20 protein-coding genes are annotated in these 19,886 nt (G+C 67.8%); 10 read left to right on the top strand and 10 right to left on the bottom strand.

Features of this window, described 5'->3' with window-relative positions; translation table 11 throughout:
* Window positions 1-11 precede the first annotated feature (11 nt).
* Window positions 12-3,614, top strand: coding sequence for a hybrid sensor histidine kinase/response regulator (locus tag BM125_RS05105; RefSeq protein WP_175497921.1), 3,603 nt, complete (start codon window positions 12-14; stop codon window positions 3,612-3,614).
* A gap of 39 nt (window positions 3,615-3,653) precedes the next feature.
* On the opposite strand, the gene BM125_RS05100 is transcribed toward BM125_RS05105, so the two are convergent.
* The 9 genes from BM125_RS05100 to BM125_RS05060 form a co-directional block, all read right to left on the bottom strand.
* Window positions 3,654-4,154, bottom strand: coding sequence for a RidA family protein (locus tag BM125_RS05100; RefSeq protein WP_425429596.1), 501 nt, complete (start codon window positions 4,152-4,154; stop codon window positions 3,654-3,656).
* Between the two features lie 14 nt (window positions 4,155-4,168).
* Window positions 4,169-4,615 carry a c-type cytochrome gene (locus BM125_RS05095; RefSeq protein ID WP_092405550.1) on the bottom strand — a complete coding sequence of 149 codons (447 nt, stop codon included), beginning with the start codon at window positions 4,613-4,615 and terminating at the stop codon, window positions 4,169-4,171.
* Window positions 4,612-6,195 carry a flavin monoamine oxidase family protein gene (locus BM125_RS05090; protein WP_092405548.1) on the bottom strand — a complete coding sequence of 528 codons (1,584 nt, stop codon included), beginning with the start codon at window positions 6,193-6,195 and terminating at the stop codon, window positions 4,612-4,614. Before BM125_RS05090 ends, BM125_RS05095 begins: the two co-directional genes overlap by 4 nt.
* A gap of 138 nt (window positions 6,196-6,333) precedes the next feature.
* Window positions 6,334-7,404 (bottom strand): TraB/GumN family protein, encoded by a 1,071-nt coding sequence (locus BM125_RS05085; protein WP_092405546.1) that lies wholly within the window; start codon window positions 7,402-7,404, stop codon window positions 6,334-6,336.
* Between the two features lie 9 nt (window positions 7,405-7,413).
* Window positions 7,414-8,460 (bottom strand): uroporphyrinogen decarboxylase, encoded by a 1,047-nt coding sequence (hemE, locus tag BM125_RS05080; protein ID WP_245778795.1) that lies wholly within the window; start codon window positions 8,458-8,460, stop codon window positions 7,414-7,416.
* Window positions 8,461-8,563: 103 nt separating this feature from the next.
* Window positions 8,564-9,520, bottom strand: a complete 957-nt coding sequence (locus BM125_RS05075) for a hypothetical protein (RefSeq protein ID WP_139224865.1) — start codon at window positions 9,518-9,520, stop codon at window positions 8,564-8,566.
* 19 nt (window positions 9,521-9,539) lie between these two features.
* Window positions 9,540-9,800: a WGR domain-containing protein gene (locus BM125_RS05070; RefSeq protein WP_092405540.1), complete on the bottom strand. Its 261-nt coding sequence runs from the start codon at window positions 9,798-9,800 to the stop codon at window positions 9,540-9,542.
* 55 nt (window positions 9,801-9,855) lie between these two features.
* Window positions 9,856-10,944, bottom strand: coding sequence for a 3-dehydroquinate synthase (aroB, locus tag BM125_RS05065; RefSeq protein WP_092405538.1), 1,089 nt, complete (start codon window positions 10,942-10,944; stop codon window positions 9,856-9,858).
* Window positions 10,941-11,492, bottom strand: coding sequence for a shikimate kinase (locus BM125_RS05060; protein ID WP_092405536.1), 552 nt, complete (start codon window positions 11,490-11,492; stop codon window positions 10,941-10,943). Before BM125_RS05060 ends, aroB begins: the two co-directional genes overlap by 4 nt.
* 30 nt (window positions 11,493-11,522) lie before the next feature.
* Here BM125_RS05060 and xrtH point away from each other — a divergent pair, with 30 nt between their 5' ends.
* The 7 genes from xrtH (at window position 11,523) to BM125_RS05025 (ending at window position 17,613) form a co-directional block, all read left to right on the top strand.
* The gene (xrtH, locus tag BM125_RS05055; protein WP_245778794.1) at window positions 11,523-12,074 is read left to right on the top strand and encodes an exosortase H; all 552 of its coding nucleotides are present in this window, start codon (window positions 11,523-11,525) and stop codon (window positions 12,072-12,074) included.
* A gap of 62 nt (window positions 12,075-12,136) precedes the next feature.
* Window positions 12,137-12,340, top strand: a complete 204-nt coding sequence (locus BM125_RS05050; protein WP_092405534.1) for a dodecin family protein — start codon at window positions 12,137-12,139, stop codon at window positions 12,338-12,340.
* A 57-nt stretch (window positions 12,341-12,397) separates the two neighbouring features.
* Entirely contained in the window at window positions 12,398-13,096 is a 699-nt protein-coding gene (locus BM125_RS05045) for a response regulator transcription factor (protein WP_139224864.1), read from the top strand.
* A gap of 154 nt (window positions 13,097-13,250) precedes the next feature.
* Entirely contained in the window at window positions 13,251-13,799 is a 549-nt protein-coding gene (locus tag BM125_RS05040) for a hypothetical protein (protein WP_092405530.1), read from the top strand.
* 21 nt (window positions 13,800-13,820) lie between these two features.
* A complete protein-coding gene (locus tag BM125_RS05035) occupies window positions 13,821-15,551 on the top strand; it encodes an OmpA family protein (protein ID WP_092405528.1) in 1,731 nt (576 codons plus the stop codon).
* Entirely contained in the window at window positions 15,548-16,048 is a 501-nt protein-coding gene (locus BM125_RS05030; protein WP_092405526.1) for a Rab family GTPase, read from the top strand. The genes BM125_RS05035 and BM125_RS05030 overlap by 4 nt, the downstream gene beginning before the upstream one ends.
* Window positions 16,045-17,613 (top strand): hybrid sensor histidine kinase/response regulator, encoded by a 1,569-nt coding sequence (locus BM125_RS05025; protein ID WP_092405524.1) that lies wholly within the window; start codon window positions 16,045-16,047, stop codon window positions 17,611-17,613. Before BM125_RS05030 ends, BM125_RS05025 begins: the two co-directional genes overlap by 4 nt.
* On the opposite strand, the gene BM125_RS05020 is transcribed toward BM125_RS05025, so the two are convergent.
* Entirely contained in the window at window positions 17,561-18,442 is an 882-nt protein-coding gene (locus tag BM125_RS05020) for a kinase (RefSeq protein ID WP_245778793.1), read from the bottom strand. The two genes, BM125_RS05025 and BM125_RS05020, sit on opposite strands and share 53 nt — an antisense overlap.
* Between BM125_RS05020 and pdxH the strand changes: the two genes are divergently transcribed.
* Together pdxH and BM125_RS05010 are read left to right on the top strand one after the other, a co-directional pair.
* A complete protein-coding gene (pdxH, locus tag BM125_RS05015) occupies window positions 18,441-19,064 on the top strand; it encodes a pyridoxamine 5'-phosphate oxidase (RefSeq protein WP_092405522.1) in 624 nt (207 codons plus the stop codon). The two genes, BM125_RS05020 and pdxH, sit on opposite strands and share 2 nt — an antisense overlap.
* The gene (locus BM125_RS05010; RefSeq protein ID WP_092405520.1) at window positions 19,064-19,879 is read left to right on the top strand and encodes a cobalamin-binding protein; all 816 of its coding nucleotides are present in this window, start codon (window positions 19,064-19,066) and stop codon (window positions 19,877-19,879) included. The genes pdxH and BM125_RS05010 overlap by 1 nt, the downstream gene beginning before the upstream one ends.
* The last annotated feature ends 7 nt before the right edge of the window (window positions 19,880-19,886 follow it).

Here is a 19,886-nt window from a genome sequence, read left to right as displayed (position 1 = left end):
AGGAATGCAGAATGAGACGATTCGTCGCTTTTGCCCTGGGCACCTTGTGCACCGCGCTGCTTTGGGCGGGCCCGCCGCCAGCGGCGCCGTGGTTCGAGTCACTGCGCGTGGCCGACGGCCTGCCTTCGAATGCCGTCTATGCCTTGCGCCAGGGCGCCGATGGCTATGTCTGGATCGGTACGCAGGATGGCCTGGCCCGCTACGACGGCGTCGACTTCCGCATCTGGCGGCACGACCCGGACGACGCGCGTTCGCTGGCCAGCAACGATGTCTCGGCCCTGCTCATCGATCGCAACGGCGGAGTCTGGTGCGGCGGCGAGTCCAGCGGACTCAACGAACTGCTCGCGGGCGGCGGTTTTCGCCACTACCGGCACGACAAGGACGATCCGTCGAGCCTGAGCAGCGACGACGTCTTCGCCGTCGCCGAAGATGCCGCCGGCGCGATCTGGGTCGGCACCTATCTCGGCGGGCTCAATCGACTGCGCGCGGACGGTACGTTCGAGCGCTTCGAGCATGACGCCAACGATGCGCGCAGCCTGCGCTCGACCACCGTGGTCTCGCTCGCGGCGGACGCCCAGGGCCGACTCTGGATCGGCACCGACGATGGCCTCGACGTGCGTCTGCCCGACGGTCGCCTGGTCCACGTCGCCTTGCCCGGCCTGGCCGGCCGGGCCGACAAGCTGCAGATCGGCAGCCTGCGTGCGCAGGCCGATGGCAGCATGCTGGTCGGCAGCGACTACGGCGTGGCCAGGGTCATGCCCGATCTTTCCGAAGGTGGCGTTCTGTTCACGCCGCCATCGCGCGTCGCCACCATGGCCGTGCTGTCCGAATCCGCCAATGAATTCTGGATCGGCACCACGGGCGGACTTTGGCGCATCGACGGCGAAGGCGAGCAGCGTTTCGGTGGCGGCGACTCCCTGCCCGGCGAGCTGCCTTCGACGCGGGTCATGGATATCCTGCGCGATCGCGAAGGCGGGCTCTGGATCGCCCTGCTCGATGGCGGCATCGCGCGGCTGCCGGCACGCTGGCGCAATTTCTCGACCTGGCGGCATCGCCCCGGCGACGAGCACAGCTTGCAGCATTCGGCTCCGGAGGCGGTCAGCGTCGACAGCGAGGGAGGCGTCTGGGTCAGCAGCGGGCGCGATGGTGTCGACCATATCGACGCGGCGAGCGGCCGCGTCGAGCGCCTCGGAGGGCGCTTCTCCGTGCAGGGCAGCGTACTGCGGTCACTGTTGCGGGTCGGCGACCAGCTCTGGCTCGGCCACTATCGGGGAATTCGCCGCTACGCGCTCAAGGACGGATCGCACATCGAACTTCCGCTCGCCGAGGGAACCAGGGACGGCTTGCCGCAAGGCTACGTCAATCGTCTGCTGCGCACGCCCGACGGCATGCTCTGGGCCAGCCTGCGCGGCGGTGGCGTGGCCCGCATCGACCCGTCTAACCTGGCCATCCGCGGCTACTCGATGGCGAATGGCGGCATTGGCAACGCCGACATCGCGGGCATGGCGCTGGATCGTCTGGCCGCGCCCTGGCTTGCGACGACCTCGGGTATCGAACGCTACGATCGCGCTGCCGATCGCTTCGTTGCGGCGGTCGGGTCGCCGGACGATTCGGTCCAGGCGCTGGCTTTCGATACGGCAGGGGCGCTCTGGCTGCATCGCCTCGGCGCGCTCGAACGCTACGATCTGAATGACGCGGGCCTCGTACTCGCGCAGCGATTCGACAGTCGGGACGGTTGGCCGGCCATGCAGGTCAGCGACCTGCTGGTCGCCGCCGACCAGGCGATCTGGGCGGCGAGTCCACGCGGTCTGTGGCGACTCGACGCGCGCAGCCATGCGATCCGGCGCTTCAGCGAGCGCGATGGTTTGCCGAGCGCGGAAATCATCGGCAACTTCGCCGTGGCCAACGACGGCGTCGTCTATGCCAACACGCGCGCCGGGCTGGTCGCCTTCGATCCGGCCGCGATCTCGCTGGATTCGCCGCCGCCGCCGTTGCGCATTGCCGCGGTTTCGGTGCGCCGCGAAGGTGGTGTCGTCGGCTTGGACCCGGACCAGCCGATCGCCCTCGCGCATGCCGATCGCGACCTGACGATCGAGGCGCGCGCATTGTCGTTTCTCAATCCGGGCGGCAACAGCTACCGCTTCCGGCTCGAAGGATTCGACAAGGAATGGGTCGACACCGGTGCGCGCGGCGAGCGCGTGTTCTCGCAGTTGCCGGCGGGTCGCTACCGGTTGCAGGTGCGCGCGGCGAATGCCGATGGCGTCTGGAGCGAGACCACCGCGAGCCTGGCCGTATCGGTGGCTTCTCCGCCCTGGCGAACGCCCACGGCCTATCTGGCTTACCTGGTCCTCGCGGCACTCGGCCTGCTGCTCGTATTGCGCAGCTGGCGCAATCGTGTGAATCAGCGGCATGCCTTCGCGCTTGCCGAACAGAAGCGCCGCGCGGCCGAAGAACTGGCTACCGCCAAGTCCGCCTTCCTGGCCACCATGAGCCATGAAATCCGCACGCCGATGACCGGCGTGCTCGGCATGGCCGAGTTGCTGCGCGCGACGCCGCTGGACGAGCGCCAACGCGGCTACGCCGAGGCCATCAGCCGTTCGGGCGACCTCATGCTGCGCCTGGTCAACGACAGCCTCGACCTCGCCCGCATCGAGGCCGGCAAGCTCGAACTCGACCGTCGCGCGCTAGACCCGGCCCAGGTCGTGCGCGAGGTGGTCGCCCTCGAAGGGCCGCTGGCGGAAAAGAAGGGCCTGCAACTGCTCTCGCGCATCGACGCCTCGGTACCGGCTTCGGTCAGCGGCGATGCCACCCGCATCAAGCAGGTCCTGCTCAACCTGGTCAACAACGCCCTGAAGTTCACCGAGCGCGGCACGATCCGCGTCGAACTCGGCAAGTCCGCCGACGGCTCGCTCGAATTCGTCGTCAGCGATACCGGTCCGGGCATGAATTCGGACATGCGCGAACGCCTGTTCGGTCGCTTCGAGCAATCCGCCGGGGTCACCCCGCGCTATGGCGGCAGTGGCCTCGGCCTGTCGATCTGCCAGGAGCTGGTCGACCTGATGGGCGGACGCATCGACGTCGAGAGCGCGCTCGGCGAAGGCACGCGTTTCACGATCCGCCTGCCGCTGACCGAAGTCGCGCCACGCGCGCCGGACCAGCCGACTCCGGCACGCCGCTTCGACGACCGCCTACACTCGCCGAATTCCGTTGCGGACGAAAACGCGACCGCCGCACATATCCTCGTGGTCGAGGACGATGCGACCATCGCCGCGGTCGTCGTCGGCATGCTCGAGGCGGCCGGTCACCGCATCACGCATGCCGCGCACGGTCTGGCTGCGCTGGCCGCCCTCGAGGATCCGGGCATCGACCTGGCCCTGGTCGATCTCGACCTGCCTGGCATCGACGGCCTGCAGCTGGCGCGGCTTCTGCGCGACCGCGAAGGCGGCGGTCGGCACCTGCCGTTGATCGCGATCACCGCGCGCGCCACCGGCGACGAGGAGGCGAAGGCACGCGCGGCCGGCATGGACGGTTTCCTGCGCAAGCCGCTCAGCAGCGCGGTCCTCGAACGGGCGATGGCGCCATGGTTGCGGGAGCGCACAGGATCGGACGGCTGACCCCGAGACGGAGGCCAGCGTGGCCAGTGCAGCAAGCCCTCAGGGGCGTACCGCGGTCACTTCGATCTCGACCAGGAAGCCCGGATTGGCCAGGGCCGCGACCTGCATCGCCGAGCGCGAAGGCAGGTTCGGCTGTTCCGCGGTACCGAAGAACTGCGTGTAGCCTTTCATGAACCCGGCAAAATCCATCTTGCCACCCTTGTCAGGATCGCCGACCAGGAAGACCTGCATTTTCACGACGTCGCCCATGCCGAGGCCGAGGCCCTTGAGCTGGTCGCGGATCGCGCCGAGCACGCCGACGGTCTGGCGCTCGGTATCGCCATAGGCAGCCACGCTGTCGCGCGGCGCCTTGTCGTCGATCGCCGGCGGCACTTTTCCGCTCAGGTAGACGGTGGTTGCGCCGGCCGGCACCTCGACCGCGGCGGCGATCGGGAACGTGCTGTTGACGGGCAGCTTGTGGCGGATGACGTCCTCCGCGCCGGCCATTGACGGCACGAGCAGGAGCAGTGCGATGAGGCGGCAGGGGATGGGTCGCATGATCGATTCCTCGCGGGTCAGGGATGCAGTGTCGCGACCTCGGCAGGCGTGATCGCCCCTTCGAAGCGGTTGCCGAAATGCGTGCGCACGTAGTTGACGACATTGGCGACCTGGGTATCGGTCAGCCAGGTCGGGCCGAAGAAGAATTCGAAGTTCTCGTCATGCTTGAAGGATGGCATGTTGCGTCGGCCGTTCAGAATGGTCGCGGCGACGAAATTGGCCGAGGCCAGGGCCGGGTCGCCGGCCAGGGCCGGGTAGTGGCCGGCGCCCTGCGCGCCGCGTCCATCCGGCATGTGGCAGCCTTGACACAGGTGCGTATAGACCTGTTCGCCATCGGAAAAATCGAACATGCCCGGTAGATCCGGATCCGCGGCCCGCGCCGGACCGATCGCGCAGGCCATGAAGCTACAGAACAGCAATACGCCGTTCGCGAGGAGGTGGCGATCCCACGTTGCGGTGTTCATGCGGCGGCCCCCTGCGCCAGCGCGCGATGGTGCAGGCGCTCGATCGCATCGAGCGCCGAAGTCACGGCACCTTCCTGCCAAGCCGGCAACTGCGAGGCGTGCTCGCCAGCCAGGGCGATGCGGCCATCGATCGCGCACAGGTTCCGATAGTGCTTCGCGCGCGCCGCTTCGGTCCACAGGCCAAAGCAGCCGAGCGTGAACGGCGAGCGGTGCCAGGCCACCGAGACGCCGTTTTCGAATTCGGCGCGGTATTGCGGATGGATGCGGCTGCCCTGTTCGAGCGCGGCCTCGATGCGTTGGGCCGGGCTCATCGCGGTGAACTGCATGGCATGGGCGCCGAACGCGTAGGCGCCGAGCAGCACGGCCTTGCCGCTGTCATGGTAGCCGTGGCTCGGATAGCTGATCGTGTCGATCGGCTGGTCGGTGTAGCTGATGCCGCCGTAGATGGCCTCGTCCTGTTCCCAGAAGCGGCGCTTGAACTGCAGGCCGATCTTGACCGAGGCCGCGTACGGCACGGCGGCGATCGCATCGGCCATGGCCTGGCCGACATTGATCGGAATCTGGCCCAGGATCGACAGGGGAATCGTGCACACGCACCAGTCGGCGCTGGCTTGGTGCCGGCTGCCGGGCTCGGCCGTGTCCTCGAAGGCGACACGCACGCCGTGTTCGTCCTGGTGGATGTCGAGGACCCTGGCCCGATAGCGGATCAGTCCGTCGAGCTCGCGCGCGAAGGCCAGGCCGATGCGGTCCATGCCGCCGACCGGCTGCATCAGGGTGGTCTGCATTTCGTAAAGATCGCCGAACGGCAGGCGCCCCCACAGGGTCTTGCCGAGCACGTCGCCGAGTCCCATCGGTGTCGAAGGGACCGGGTCGCCCGAGAGTCCGCCGCCGGCGTCCTTGTCGTAGCCGCGCCGATCGCTGCTGTCGCGGCTGCGCGTGTACCGGTAGTCCCTGTCGAGCGCGCCCCACCATTGCAGTGAGGCCAGCAATTTTTCCTGGTCTTCCTTGCTGACCGCGGCATCGAGCTGGTTGCTGCGGGTTGCCTTGGCCAGCAGTTCGGCGACGTGGCCGTGGTAGTCGGCGCGCACGGTCCGATAGCGTTGCGGCTTGCCGTCGCCAGCCGAGGTCGTGTGCAGGTAGGCGTTGTAGTTGACCTGGACGAAATTCTCGAGCGGGATGTTGAACTGCCGGCAGTAGCCGAGGATGCCGCGGTGATGGTGCGGCAGGCGCCAGGGGCCGGGATTGATGTACTGGCCGGGCGCGAATCCGCAGCGCTGGGTTTCACCGCCGAGTTCGGTGTAGGTGTCGCCGCCGCGCAAGCTCCAGTTGCGTCCACCGGCGCGCGCGTTGTATTCGAGTACCTGCACGGCATAGCCGGCCTTGCGCAGTTCGAGGGCCGCGACCATGCCGGCGATGCCGGCACCGAGCACCAGTACCGAGGCGCCCTTCGGGGCGGCGCCGAGTTGCGGCACGCCGTGGAAATCCGATTCGGCGGCGAAGCCGAGGCTGGTCATCGCCTGGTACATGGCCGCGCTGCCGGCACTCATGCCGATCATGCGCAGCAGCTGCCGCCGAGTCATCCCGCCTTGCCGAGCATCGTCGTGCATGCGCTTCCCCCCTCCCCCCCCCCCCCCGCGAGTGCGGCGAGTGTACCGTCAAATGCAGCCTGCGGTTCGCACCTTCTTCGTCGACCGCGCGGCAGGCGAAAGCGGTCAGCCCTATTGCGGCTCTTCGATGGCGTAGCCGCGATCACGTAGGGCCGACAATGCACCGTCGGGTTGCAGCAGGATGCGGATCGGCAGGATCGCCAGGGTCGATTCGTTGCGTTCGAGCGCGCCTTCCGCCGCCTCGAGCCAGACCCGGGCGATGCGTTCGCGGAGATCGCCGAGACCGCGCTCCTCGACCACGCCGGCCTTGAGCACGGCATCGCCGCAGGCCTGGAACTGGTCGTCGTAGGGCAGCGCGCGGATCGCCTCGATATCGCCGCTGGCCCAGGCATTGGCGCGCAGTTTCATCGCTTCGAGGTCGGTCTCGAGCCGCGCCATGGTCTTGGCAAAGCAGTCGATGTCGTCGAGGGCGGATTTCTTGAATTCGCGAACGGCCTTGCCGGGCGCTTCGATGCGAAGTTCGAGGTGAGGCTCGACCAGCTCGACCTTCTGTCGTCGCGCGGTCTTCTTCACCGACTTGCTGACGACGTCGTCGAGCGACATGTCCGCGGCCTTGATCGCCTCCACGTAGAGCTCCTGTGCGGCGAACAGTGGCCGGCGCTTCTCGATGCCGCGGTCGCGGCCGATGTAGCGCTGCTTGAGCGTACTCCAGCGCGCATGGAGGTCGGCCGGAACGACGTCGACGAGGCGGGCATCGCCGGGATTGTTGCGCGCTCCGATCAGCGAGGGCAGCAGGAACAGTCCGCGCAGCATGCCGCCCTTGACGCTGAGCGACGCGCTCGGCACGAGAAGGACCTGTTGCGAGCGGGCGATGGTCGCCTCGATGTCACGCGAGACCCAGGTCATCTTCTTCGGTAGCGGGCTCAGGGTACCGAGGATCCAAAGCACATGCTCGCCCTTGCTGACCTTCCACAGGCCGGGTCCCGGCTGTTCGCCGCTGACCACGATCGTTTCGAGGGTGGACGTCTGTGCTGGCCCGGCTTGCTGCATAGCGGCCACGGCAGGCGTGTCGCGAGCACTGCAGAGCGTCGGCAGCAACGCGATCGCGATCAGCCAGGTGTGGATCCGACCACGCACGCCCAACGCGCTGCGGCGCATCGGCATCAGTCTTGCGTATCGCATGGGCGGCGCTCAGCGTCGCCCGAATTCATGCACCGCATCGACCAGCACGGCGACATGGTCGGGATCGATGTCGGGGGTGATGCCGTGGCCGAGATTGAACACGTGGCCGGGGCCGTCGCCGAAATCGGCCAGGGTGGCCCGGACCGCAGCGCGGATCGCCTGCGGATTCGCGGCCAGGGTCGCCGGATCGAGGTTGCCCTGCAGGGCGACGCGCGCGCCGACGCGCTGGCGCGCTTCGGAAAGGCGGATCGTCCAGTCCAGGCCAAGCGCATCGCAACCGCTGTCGGCGAGGCCTTCGAGATGGCCGTTGGCGCCCTTCGAAAACAGGATCAGCGGAATGTCGCGCGTGGTCGGGGCGGCCTTGAGCGACTGCGCTATGACGGTCAGGTAGCGCTGTGAGAATTCGATGAACGCATCCGGCGCGAGCATGCCGCCCCAGGTGTCGAACACCATCAGCGTCTGGGCGCCGGCGGCCGCTTGCGCGGCAAGGTAGCGCGTGACCGCCTGCGCATTGATGTCGAGCAGGTGGTGCAGGGTTTTCGGGTCGTCCCACATCAGCGCCTTGGCGCTCGAGAAATTCGATGAGCCGCCGCCCTCGATCATGTAGCAGGCCAGCGTCCACGGACTGCCGGAGAATCCGATCAAGGGCACGCGATCGGCGAGTTCGCGGCGGATCAGGCGGACCGCGTCGGTGACATAGCGCAGCTCGCTTTCCGGATCGGGCACGCCGAGCTTCAGGATCGCCTCGCGCGTGCGCAACGGATGATGGAATTTCGGGCCTTCGCCTTCGATGAAATGCAGGCCCAGGCCCATTGCATCGGGAATCGTCAGGATGTCGGAAAACAGGATGGCCGCATCGAGATCGAAGCGCTCGAGCGGCTGCAGGGTCACTTCGCAGGCCAGTTCGGGGGTCTTTGCCAGGGCCAGGAAACTGCCGGCGCGCTCGCGCGTGGCCCGATACTCGGGCAGATAGCGCCCGGCCTGGCGCATGATCCAGACCGGCGTGGTGTCGACAGGCTCGCGCCTGAGCGCGCGCAGGAAGCGGTGATCGGTCACGGGAACTCCTGGGATTATCCGGGGTGGCTCTGAACGGATGGAACACGCATTTCGGCACCTGCCGACTTGAGGATCGAGGCGCGCCGACGCCATGACGAGAGACTCACCTGTTCGGAGCCTCCCGGGTAATTTCGGCTTGCAGCAGACCGATCCGGCGCGGCCAGCCCGAGCTCAGGGTGGATTCGTCGGGCAACTGGACGCGGGCTGCGCGAGCAGCCTCGACATCGTCGAATTCCGCCCAGCACAGGCTGTACCACGTGCCGTCCGGCATGCCGAATTTGAGCAGGTAGAGCGCGCCGGGTCGATCGGCCATGGCCGCGATCAGCGCGTCGAGCGTGCCCGGCTCGCGCACGCTGGCCAGGACCAGGGTGTAGTGGGCGCCTGGCAAACGGGCAAAATCCTCTGCGCCGAGGACGCCGTCAAGAGGCTTCGACGCCGCCGGGGCAGGGGGCGGTGTGCCCGTCGCTGAATTCACGGTCCGGGATTCCGCCGCAGGAGTCACGGTGCGTGCAGCATCGCTGTCGACGGCCTTGGGCTCAGTCGGTTTCGACGCGGCGGGTTCGGCCGCCGGCAGCGGGGCCGCTTCGACCGCCGCGGGCGCGGGGGCGACTTCGACTGCAGGCGCGGCTTGCGCCCGGTTTGCCTCGACCGCGGTTTCGGCGGCCGGCGTGGCAGCGGCGGCTGAAGCCGGTGCCGGTTCGTATCCTGGAGTCGGCTCGGATACCGTCGCGGGTTCAGGCGCCGGCGCTTCCAGCGGAAGACCGGTATCACCCGATTGCTGCAGCAGGTAGCTGGGCGGGCGACTGGCCGCTGGGGCCGGCTCGACCATCGGCATCCGGGTGGGCGCTGCCGGCGCGGGGGCGGCCTGCACCGGGTTCGCCTGCGCCGTTTCAGGTGCCACGCCGGTCACCGGTTCATGCTGTGCCGGTTCGGCCGCCGCGGCCGACGTGTCGCGACAGTCAAAGCTCTGGCCGTCGGACGAGGGCACGCAGACATGCTTCGTACCGGGCTCGAACGCCACGGCCGGCAACGTCGCCAGGCACAGGCCGGCGATCGGCACGAAGCGCAGACAACGCACGTCAATGCGCACGGGAATTGTCCATGCCCTGGCTGAAAACGACGCGGAAGCCGCGCTTGACCTGCGAGTCGCGCGCCTTCTCGAAGGCCGCCAGGGCGCTGTCGTGGTCGAGATAGACCTCGCGCTTGAGGCTCGAACGCGCACCCTGCTGACCCCATTCGCGATACAGGGTCCAGCCGCCAAGCAGGTCCTGCTGCAGGCTGAGCTGATAGAAGCGGGGCGCCTCGGATTCATCCGGACGCGTTTGCATATAGATGCGCATGGGTCGATTTTACCCCGCAATCGCCAAAACGCGCTGCGCGTGCAATCGTCGCAGTTCAGGCGAGGTTGGCGACGTCGTTTTCCAGCTCGGCGAGAATGCGCGACTCGTCGATGCCGGCAACGACATCCGCGGCGCCGAGACCGGTCCACAGGATCAGCCGCAACTGGCCACTGACCGACTTCTTGTCGAGACGCATGCGCTCGAGCAGGCGTTCGGGCTGGCAGCCGGCCGGCAGCCGGGTTGGCAGGTCGAGCCGCCGCAGCAGCGCCTCGAGGCGCTCGGCATCGGCGCGCGGGGCGCGGCCCAGGGTCGCCGACAGGCGTGCGGCGAGGACCATGCCGATCGCCACCGCTTCGCCGTGCAGCAGTTCGCCATAACCGGCCTCGACCTCGATCGCATGGCCGAAGGTGTGGCCGAAGTTGAGCAGGGCGCGTTCGCCCAGTTCGCGCTCGTCGCGGGCGACCACGCCGGCCTTGTGCCGGCAGCTGCGCGCGATGGCTTCGTCCAGCGCCGCTTCGTCGCGGGCCAGCAGGGCCTCGACATGCCGTTCGATCCAGGCGAAGAAGGCGGCATCACCGATCGCGCCGTACTTGACCACCTCGGCCAGCCCGGCCAGGTATTCGCGGCGGGGCAGGGTGGCCAGGGTGCGCGTGTCGATGAATACCGCGCGTGGCTGGTGGAAGGCGCCGACCAGGTTCTTGCCGGCAGCCAGGTTGACCCCGGTCTTGCCGCCCACCGAGGAATCGACCATGGCCAGCAGGGTGGTCGGCATCTGCACGAAATCGATGCCGCGCATCCAGCAGGCGGCGGCGAAGCCGCCGAGGTCGCCGACCACGCCGCCGCCGAGGGCGATCAGGGTCGCGTCGCGGCTGGCGCCGAGCGCGGCCAGCGCGTCGAATATGCGGGCCACGTTCTCGAGCGTCTTGTGCTGCTCGCCATCGTCGAGCACCACGATCGTGTGATCGAGACCGTCGAGGCCGGCGACCACGCGATCCAGATACAGCGGCGCGACCACCGTATTGCTCAGCACGAGCACATGGCGGCCCGCGATCGCGGGTCGCCAGCGCGCGGCATCGGCCAGGCTGCCGGCGCCGATATGGATCGGGTAGCTGCGTTCGCCGAGGGCGACGTCGACGCGGGTCATGCCTTGCCTCCGTCATGGCTGCGCCGCCACAGCTGTGCGATCTGCGCGCCTGCATGGCGCGCCATCGAGGCGCTGCCATGCGTTCCCGATGCGCCGATGCGCAAGTCGGCGATCTCGGCATACAACGGGTTGCGGATCGCCGCCAGGCGTTCGAGTTGTTCGCGGCGGTCACCGACGCCGAGCAGCGGCCGCTTGCGATCGGCGTGCAAGCGGTGCAGTTGGGTGTCGACGTCGGCATCGAGCCAGACCACGAATCCGTGGTTGCGCAGCTGCTCGCGATTGCCCGGATCGAGCACCGCGCCGCCGCCGGTGGAGAGGACGATGTCCCGGCGCTCGACGAGTTCGGCGAGCAGGGCGCTTTCGCGCTTGCGGAAGCCGGCCTCGCCTTCGATCTCGAAGGTCAGGGCGATGCTGACCCCGGCGCGTTCCTCGAAGGCCAGGTCGAGGTCGACGAAGGCCAGGCCGAGCTGGGCCGCCAGGCGCCGACCGATCGAGGTCTTGCCGGCGCCCATCGGGCCGATCAGGAAGAGGTTTGCGGCGGGATTCATGGGGGGAATGCTATCAGCGTCGTTCGCCGCATGGGCTACACTGCGCGCTTTGCCGATACCGTCAACGCCATGCTGCGCTTCATTCTCGTGTTCCTGCTCCTGCTCGTCGTTCTGTTCGTCGCCGAACTGACACCCTTCGTCGAGCGCTGGTTCATCGTGCCTTTCACGTCCGTTCTGGCCGAGGCCAGCGCCTGGATCATCCATCTGTTCGATGGCAGCACGATCTCGCACGGCAAGCTGATCCAGAATGCCAGCGGCAGCTTCATCGTCTCGATCGAGCGTGGTTGCAACGGTATCGAGGCGGTGATCATCCTCATCTCCGCCATCCTCGCCTTCCCGGCCCCGTGGAAGCACCGCCTGCTCGGCCTCGTATTCGGCTTCCTGGCCGTGCAGGTGCTGAACCTCGTACGCATCGTCAGCCTGTTCTTCCTCGGTCTCTGGAGCCATGTCTGGTTCGAATGGTTTCATCTGTACCTGTGGCAGGCGCTGATCGTGCTGGATGCCCTGATCGTCTTTCTGGTCTGGCTTCGCTACATCCCCAAGGTGCCGCGGGCGCAGGGATCCGGCCCCGCAGCCGCCTGAAGACCGCCCTGCTTCGGGCTTTGCTATAGTGTCGCTTCGTCTCGGGCAAAGGAGATTCAGCGATGTCGGTAGCCAAGGTCATTGAATTCAGCAGCTCCTCGACGAAGGGCGTCGAGGACGCGGTGCAGAGCGGCCTGAAGAAAGTCGCCGAGACCGTCAAGAATATCCAGGGCGCCTGGGTCAGCGAGACCAAGGTGATCACGGATTCCTCCGGCCACATCAAGGAATGGCGGGTCAACCTGCGCATCACCTTCGTCGTCGAGTAGATCCGTCGCCGCAGGAGCGTGGCAGGCGCCGGTGGCGCCCAGGGAGCCCCAGGCCTCATGGAAAAGCTTGATGCGGTAATCGGATTCCTCGAGGACGATCCGGATCAGGCCGATCTGATCCTGCACTGGCTCGAACAGGCCGGTTACCGCACGCGCCTGTATTCGTCGGCATCCGACTTTCGCCGCCACCAGGGTTCCGAAGCCATCGACCTGCTCCTGCTCGACTGGATGCTGCCGGATGCCAGCGGCCCGGAGGTCGCGGCCTGGATCCGCGCATCGGCCAACGCGCGCCTGCCGATCATCTTCCTGACCGCGCGGGCCAGCGAGGCCGACGTCGTGCGCGGACTCAATGCGGGCGCTGACGACTACGTGGTCAAGCCGGCCAAGCAGCACGAACTGGTGGCCCGGGTGGCTGCCGTGCTGCGCCGTTTCGGCCTCGACGACGGCGGGGGCGGCTGCTTCGACGTAGCGCCCTATCGCGTCGATCCGAACCGCCAGCGGATCGCCTTCGACGGTCGCGACATCGAACTCACCCCACGGGAATTCGAGCTGGCGGCGTTCCTGTTTCGTCGCCACGGGCGTATCGTCAGCCGCGAAGCCCTGCTCGAGAACGTCTGGAACATGAATGCCTCCGTTTCCACGCGAACCGTGGACACGCACGTCAGCCGGCTGCGCAAGAAGCTCGAACTCAATGGCGAGCATGGCTGGCGACTGTCTGCCGTGTATCAACATGGATATCGGCTGGAGCAGGCTTGAGGAATAACTGACCGACGACGTTGGCTCGATACCGAAAAGGGGAAAGCGCATGGCAGCTGCAGGCAAGTCCGCTCGGAAAAAGGCCGGATCGCGTTCCGCTTCGCATAAACTGGCCGCCGCCAAGCAAGCCAAGCCGACAGCGAGGAAGAGGACCATGGCCGAGCCGAAGAAACCCGCCGCCGAAGCGGATGCGGAGCGCAACGTCGACCAGATCCGCGACATCCTGTTCGGCGGCCAGATGCGCGACTACGAGCGCCGCTTCCAGGAACTCGGCCAGCGCCTCGAGGCCGAGATGGCGCGTTTGCGCGAGAGCCAGGACAAGCGCCTGGCCCAGATCGACAAGCGCGTCGACGAACAGTTCGAGAAGCTCGCCAGGCAGCTGCGCCAGGAGATCAGCGACCGCAGCCAGGCCGTGGACGACCTCGAGACGCGCGTGCAGCAGGCGGCGCGAACGGCGCGTGCCGAGATCAACAACGCCCTCGAAGGCCTCAGCGGCGAACTCGGCGCGGTCGACGAGCGGCTGCGCGATGCCCTCGCCGAACTCGGTTCGGCGCTCAACGAGCGCTCCAGCGAAGCGGCGGCGTCGCTGGCCCGGAACAGCGCCGAGCTGCGCGCCGACAAGGTCGGCCGTGAAGATCTCTCCGCCTTGTTGACCGAGCTCGCGCTGCGCCTGAAGGGCGATTTCGAACTGCCGAAGCGCTGACCTGCCGGTCCTGCCGCCGCCATGAGCGACCTCGACCGGCTCAAGCAGATTCTGCTTGCCGAGGAGCGCGAGAAGCTGCAGCGCGCCGAACAGCGCGTCGCCGAACTCGAGCAGAAGAACCGCGAGCTTTCCGCTTTGCTGCCGGCGCTGGTGCGTGCGGCGCCGCAGGAGCCGATGACCCGGGCCCTGGCCAGTCCGGTCGCGGCCGCGCTTGGCAGTGCCGTGCGCGACAACCGCAACAGCATCGTCGATGCGCTGTTCCCGGTGATCGGGCCGATCATCCGCAAGGCCATCGCCGAGGCCCTGCGCGGCCTGATGAGCGATCTGAACCGGGTCCTCGAATACGGTTTCAGTCCGCGCGGCGTGCGCTGGCGTATCGAGGCCTGGCGCAGCGGCGTGCCGTTCGCCCAGATCGTGCTGCGCCATACCCTGCGCTATGGCATCGATCATGTGTTCCTGATCGAGCGTGATTCGGGCCTGGTCCTGCATCGGCAATCGTCGCCGGGCCTGCCGGATCTCGATGCCGACGCGATCGCCGGCATGCTCACCGCGATCGGTGAGTTCGTGCGCGACTCGGTCGGCCGTGATGGCGGCGATTCGCTCGAGGCGGCGCGGGTCGGCGATCACCTGTTGTGGGTGCTCGACGGGCCGAGGGTCTCGCTGGCCTGCTTCATCACCGGTGTTCCGCCGAACAGCCTGCGCGCCGTGCTCAGCGACCGGCTCGAACAGATCCACGCGCAGCTGCCCGCCGACGCGCGATCGGAGCCGGCGGCCGAGTGGGAGACGGCACTCAATCCTGCGGCGATCATCGCCGCCAGCGCCGAGCTGAACGATCGCGACGGTGCTCCGGCCTCGAAAAGGGCCTCGCGCTGGCCGCTGATCTTCGTGCTGGTGCTCGTGCTCGGCGCGCTGGCCTGGTATTTCGTGCGGATCGAGCGCTGGAACGCGCGTGTCGATGCCGTGCGCACGGCACTGGTCGCCCACCCGGGCTTCCTGCTGGGTCAAATCGACTCGAGACCCTGGAAGGCGCTGGCCATCCACGGCCTGCTCGATGCGGATGCCGAACCCATCGAACCTCTGCTCGGCGCCGTCGATCTCGGCGGAGTCGAGCCCGAACTGAAGCTGGACGGTTATCTTTCGACGGCGGACGCCGTCCTGCTTCGCCGTGCACGGCGATTGCTGCGGCCCCCCGACGGCGTCGGCCTGAGCGTGGATCGGGGCGTGCTCGGGGTCACCGGTGTTGCCGATGCTGCCTGGGTCGAAGCCGGCCGCTCGCAGGCGCCCTGGATTGCCGGCCTGCATGGCGTCGAATGGCGAGTCAGCGCGCGCGTGGAAGAGACGCCGGATCCGCAGCTCGAGGCGCGGACGGCGGCGCGCGCCGAGCTCGGCACCCTGGCCGAAGCGCTGGCCGCGGACCGCGCCGAGTTCGTCGACGACCTCGATCCGGACGCCGATGGGGCTGCCTTTGCCGGACGCGCGGTCGCAGCGATCACCCGCGCTCGCCAGCTGGCCGAACGGGCCGGCGTGGCCCTGCGCCTGCGCATCATCGGCCATACCGACTCGAGCGGAACCGAGGAAATCAACCGTCGCCTGCGCGTCCAGCGGGCCGACTGGCTTCGCGATAGACTGCGCGAGGCGGGCGTTCCGGCGACGCTGCTGCAGGAGTCGCGGATGGATGAAGTGGCAGGGCAGGGTGCGTCGACGTTCCGTGGCGCCAGCGTCGAGCTGGTCGTCGCGGAGCCGCAGCCATGAGCGCGATGGCGCGCAAGATCTGCATGCTCGGCGATTTTGGCGTGGGCAAGACCAGCCTGGTCTCGCGCTACGTGCGCAACACCTTTTCCGACAGGTACCTGACCACGGTCGGGGTCAAGGTCGACAGCAAGGAAGTCATCCGCGACGGCCGCGATCCGCTCAAGCTCGTGGTCTGGGACATCGCCGGCAAGAGCGCTCTGGATGCGCTCAACATGAGCTACCTGCGCGGCGCCAGCGGCCTGCTTCTGGTCGCCGATGGCACGCGCGAACAAACCCTGCGCACGGCGATCGATCTGCTCCTGCAGTCGCGCAGCCTGTTGTCCGGGGCGCAGGCGGTATTGCTGGTCAACAAGCTCGATCTGGTCGAACGCTGGGAAGTCGCGCCGTCGACCCTGGTCGAACTGCGCAAGACCCTGCCGGTCATCGAAACCAGCGCGCTCTCCGGCGACGGCGTGGACCAGGCATTCGTGGAACTGGCACGGAGTCTCGACCCATGAAGGATGCGCCGGAGCTCGCCGACTTCTCGCCCGAAGTGGAGCGCCACATCGCCCGGTTCCTGTTCGAGCGCGCACAACCCCTGCTGCTGGAATTCGATTCGGCCTGGCACCTGATCAACCTGCAGGGGGATGCGAACCGGTTTGGCTTCGATGTCGACAACGCCCAGGCCGGTGCCCGCCAGCTGCAGGATCTTTTCATCGGCCTGTCGCATGACGAAAGCGTCGACCTGCCGTTCGTGCAGATGCCGAACGGGCGCAGTGCACACGTGCATCTGCTCGTCGCCGGTGACGGTTATCGGGTGCTGCTGCTCGATGCGCAGGGTGAACACGATCGCCAGCAGGCGCAGCAGCAGACCAGCAACGAGGCCTCCCTGATCGGATACCAGAAAGGCAAGGCGATCGCCCAGCTGCGCCAGATCCGCAGCGAACTCGAACAGCAGCGCGCGCGCCTGCAGGATGCCAACGCCCTCAAGAACGCACTGATCGCGACCTTGAGCCATGATTTCCGCACGCCGCTGACTTCGGTTTTCGGCTATCTGCACCTGCTCGAAACCCGCGTGGAGCCCGAGCCCGATGCAGAAACACGGCATGCCCTGCGTGCCATCCGGCGCAATGCCAATTACCTGTTCACGCTGGCCGAGAACCTGCTCGAATACGCGCGTGCCGATACGCGGTCGAGCCTGCTGGCGCCGGTCGAGACCGACCTGCAGGCCATGCAGGAGGATCTGGACGGCATGTTCCGCCCGCTGGCCGTCGAGCAGGGCCTGGATTTCGGCATCGAACTCGAACGGGTCGACGAGACCACGCCGGTGCTCGACGAACTGCGCGTGCGCCAGATCCTGGTCAACCTGATTTCCAACGCGGTGCGCTATACCCATCACGGCGAGGTCAAGGCCAGGTTGGCCTGGAAGGACGCGGCCCTGCTGATCGAAGTCCGAGACACCGGCATCGGCATCGGCGAGGACTATCGCGAGCGTGTCTTCGAGCCGTTCAACAAGGTCGGTCAGGCGGCCGGCAGCGGCGCGGGTCTTGGCCTCAGTATCGTCAAGCGCCTGGTCCGGCAGATGCATGGAACGCTCGACCTGCAGTCGACGCTCGGCAAGGGGTCGCGCTTCCGCATCGTCCTGCCCGGCCTGGCCCTGGCCAAACCGGCGGACGCACCACTGTTGTCGTCCGATGCCGCAGGGGGCACGCAGCAGCGCGTGCGCAGCGTGCTCGTGGTCGACGATGATCCCGACATCACCCATCTTCTCGAGGTGATGCTGACCGACCTCGGTTTTCGCGTGCGCTCGGTCGGCGAGGCCACCCTGGCGGTCGAACAGGCCCTGGCGAATCCGCCCGACGTGCTGCTGGTCGACGTGGAACTGCCCGGACTGTCGGGTAATACGGCCGTGTTCCGGTTGCGCGCCAAGGGCTATCGCGGGCACATCGTCACCTTGTCGGCAACGCCGACCGAGGAGGCGCGCAAGGTCGCCCTGAATGCCGGCGCCAACCAGTACCTGACCAAGCCGATCAATATCGACCAGCTGGCGCGCGCGATGCAGCGCGCGGTATCCGCGGCCTGACAGCGGTCACCCTGCGTTCCTCATCGAGCGCGACGACCAGATTGGCGCGCTCGGGCAGGCTGGCCAGGGCATGCCGGCTCAGGCGTTCGGCGAACTCGAGAAAGCGGCGGACCTGCGCCGGCGACATGGCGCGCGCCGCACCGCGGCGGCGCAGGCCTCGTTCCTGCTCTTCGCGCCAGCGCCGCACGACTTCGTAGGCGGGCGCGCGCAGCAGGACCACGTGGTCGATGCGCTGCCACAGACGCGCATAGTCGCCGCCCAACTGGGCATTGACGAAGCGCCGCCAGCGCCTGTCCGCGTCGTGCTCACGCTCGAGAGCGTTGAGCGGCTCGCGCAGTGCGGCGTCCTCCTGTGCGCCGACGCCGACGCACCAGCCTTCGAGCACGACCAGTTGCGGGCGTCGGCGCACGGTGCGCCAGCGTGACGGCGGCAGTCGCGTATCGGTGCCCTTGTCGAATCGGGGAATCCGGGCCGGCGAAGTGGGCGCCGCCGAGGAGAGCGCATCGAGCGTGCGTTCGAGCAGGGCAATGTCGTGCGTGCCCGGCACGGTGCGCACGGCCAGCAAGGGATGCACCTCGCGCGCGAGAGCCAGGCGCTGGCGCCGGCCGAAGTAGAAATCGTCCAGCGACAGGGCCAGCGCAGCCATGCCACGTTCCTTCGCGGCCGCGACCAGTTGCGCGGCCAGGGTGCTCTTGCCGCTGCCCTGCAGGGCACTCAGGCCGACCAGGTGCGGCCGCGAGGATGCGCCGATGCCATCGAGCATGTGCGACAGGATGTCCGCGACCACGGCCGGGTCGAAGCCTGGCCGCGTGCTAGCATTTCGACCCATGACCGATGCCGCCGCCCCGCAATCCAATTCCGCCGCACTCTACCAGCAGGCCATCGATACCCTGCGCCGTCTGCTCGATGAAGCGCGCGCCGCCGGCGATCCGGAGCCGACCGCGATGTCGCTGGCCACGGTCGCTGCGAACGGTCGTGTGTCCTCGCGCATCGTCCTGCTCAAGGGCCTCGGCGAGGACGGCCTGCGCTTCTTCAGCAACTACGAAAGCGCCAAGGCCGGCCAGCTCGCCACGCACGAACAGGCCGCCGTCGGTTTTCACTGGAAGACCCTGCGCGACCAGGTCCAGGTGCGCATCGAAGGCCAGGTCGGCAAACTGGGTGCGTCCGATTCGGACGCCTATTTCGCGACGCGCCCGCGCATGAGCCAGATCGGTGCCTGGGCCTCGCTGCAGTCGCAGGAATTGCCGAACCGCGAAACCTTCGATGCGCGCGTGGCCGAGATCGAGCGCCGCTTCGAGGGTATCGAGGTGACGCGGCCGCCGCACTGGGGCGGCTATCTGCTTCGACCCGACCTGTTCGAATTCTGGTACGGCGCGAATTTCCGCCTGCATGACCGCCAGCGCTACGAATGCCGGATTGGCGTCTGGAGCCAGCGCCTGCTCTATCCGTGATGCGCGGCGGCGATCCGTTCCCGCAACGCATCGTCTGCCTGACCGAAGAGCCGACCGAAGTGCTCTACGCGCTCGGCGAGGAGCACCGCATCGTCGGCATTTCCGGCTTCACCGTGCGGCCGACGCGGGCGCGCCGCGAGAAGCCGAAGGTCTCCGCGTTCACCAGCGCGAAGATCGGTGCCATCCTCGAACTGGAACCCGATCTCGTCATCGGCTTTTCCGATATCCAGGCCGATATCGCGCGCGATCTGATCAAGGCCGGCGTCGAAGTCTGGATCAGCAACCACCGTTCGGTCGCCGGCATCCTCGGTTATATCCGCCGGCTCGGCGCCATGGTCGGCGCATCCGCAAAGGCCGAGCGTTATGCGGGCGAAGCCGAGGCCCACATCGTCGCGATCGAAGCGGCAGCGGCACGCTTGCCGCGGCGCCCACGCGTCTACTTCGAGGAGTGGGACGAGCCGCCGATCAGCGGTATCCGCTGGGTCGCCGAGTTGATCCGCATCGCCGGCGGCGACGACGTGTTTCCCGAACTGGCGGAGAAATCGCTGGCCCGTGATCGCATCATTGCCGATGGCATGGAAATCGTGCGGCGCCAGCCCGACCTGATCCTCGGTTCGTGGTGCGGCAAGAAGTTTCGCCCCGATCGCGTCGCATCGCGGCCCGGCTGGCAGGCGATACCCGCCGTGCGCAATGGCCAGCTGCACGAGATCAAGTCGCCGATCATCCTGCAGCCCGGTCCCGCCGCGCTGTTCGACGGGCTCGACGCGCTGCACCGGCGTATTGCCGAGGCGGCCAATGCGAGCCCGGATCCATAGCGGCCAC

The sequence above is a fragment of the Dokdonella immobilis genome (assembly GCF_900115085.1).
GTDB lineage: Bacteria > Pseudomonadota > Gammaproteobacteria > Xanthomonadales > Rhodanobacteraceae > Dokdonella > Dokdonella immobilis.
This window is presented reverse-complemented; position numbering and strand designations above follow the sequence as displayed.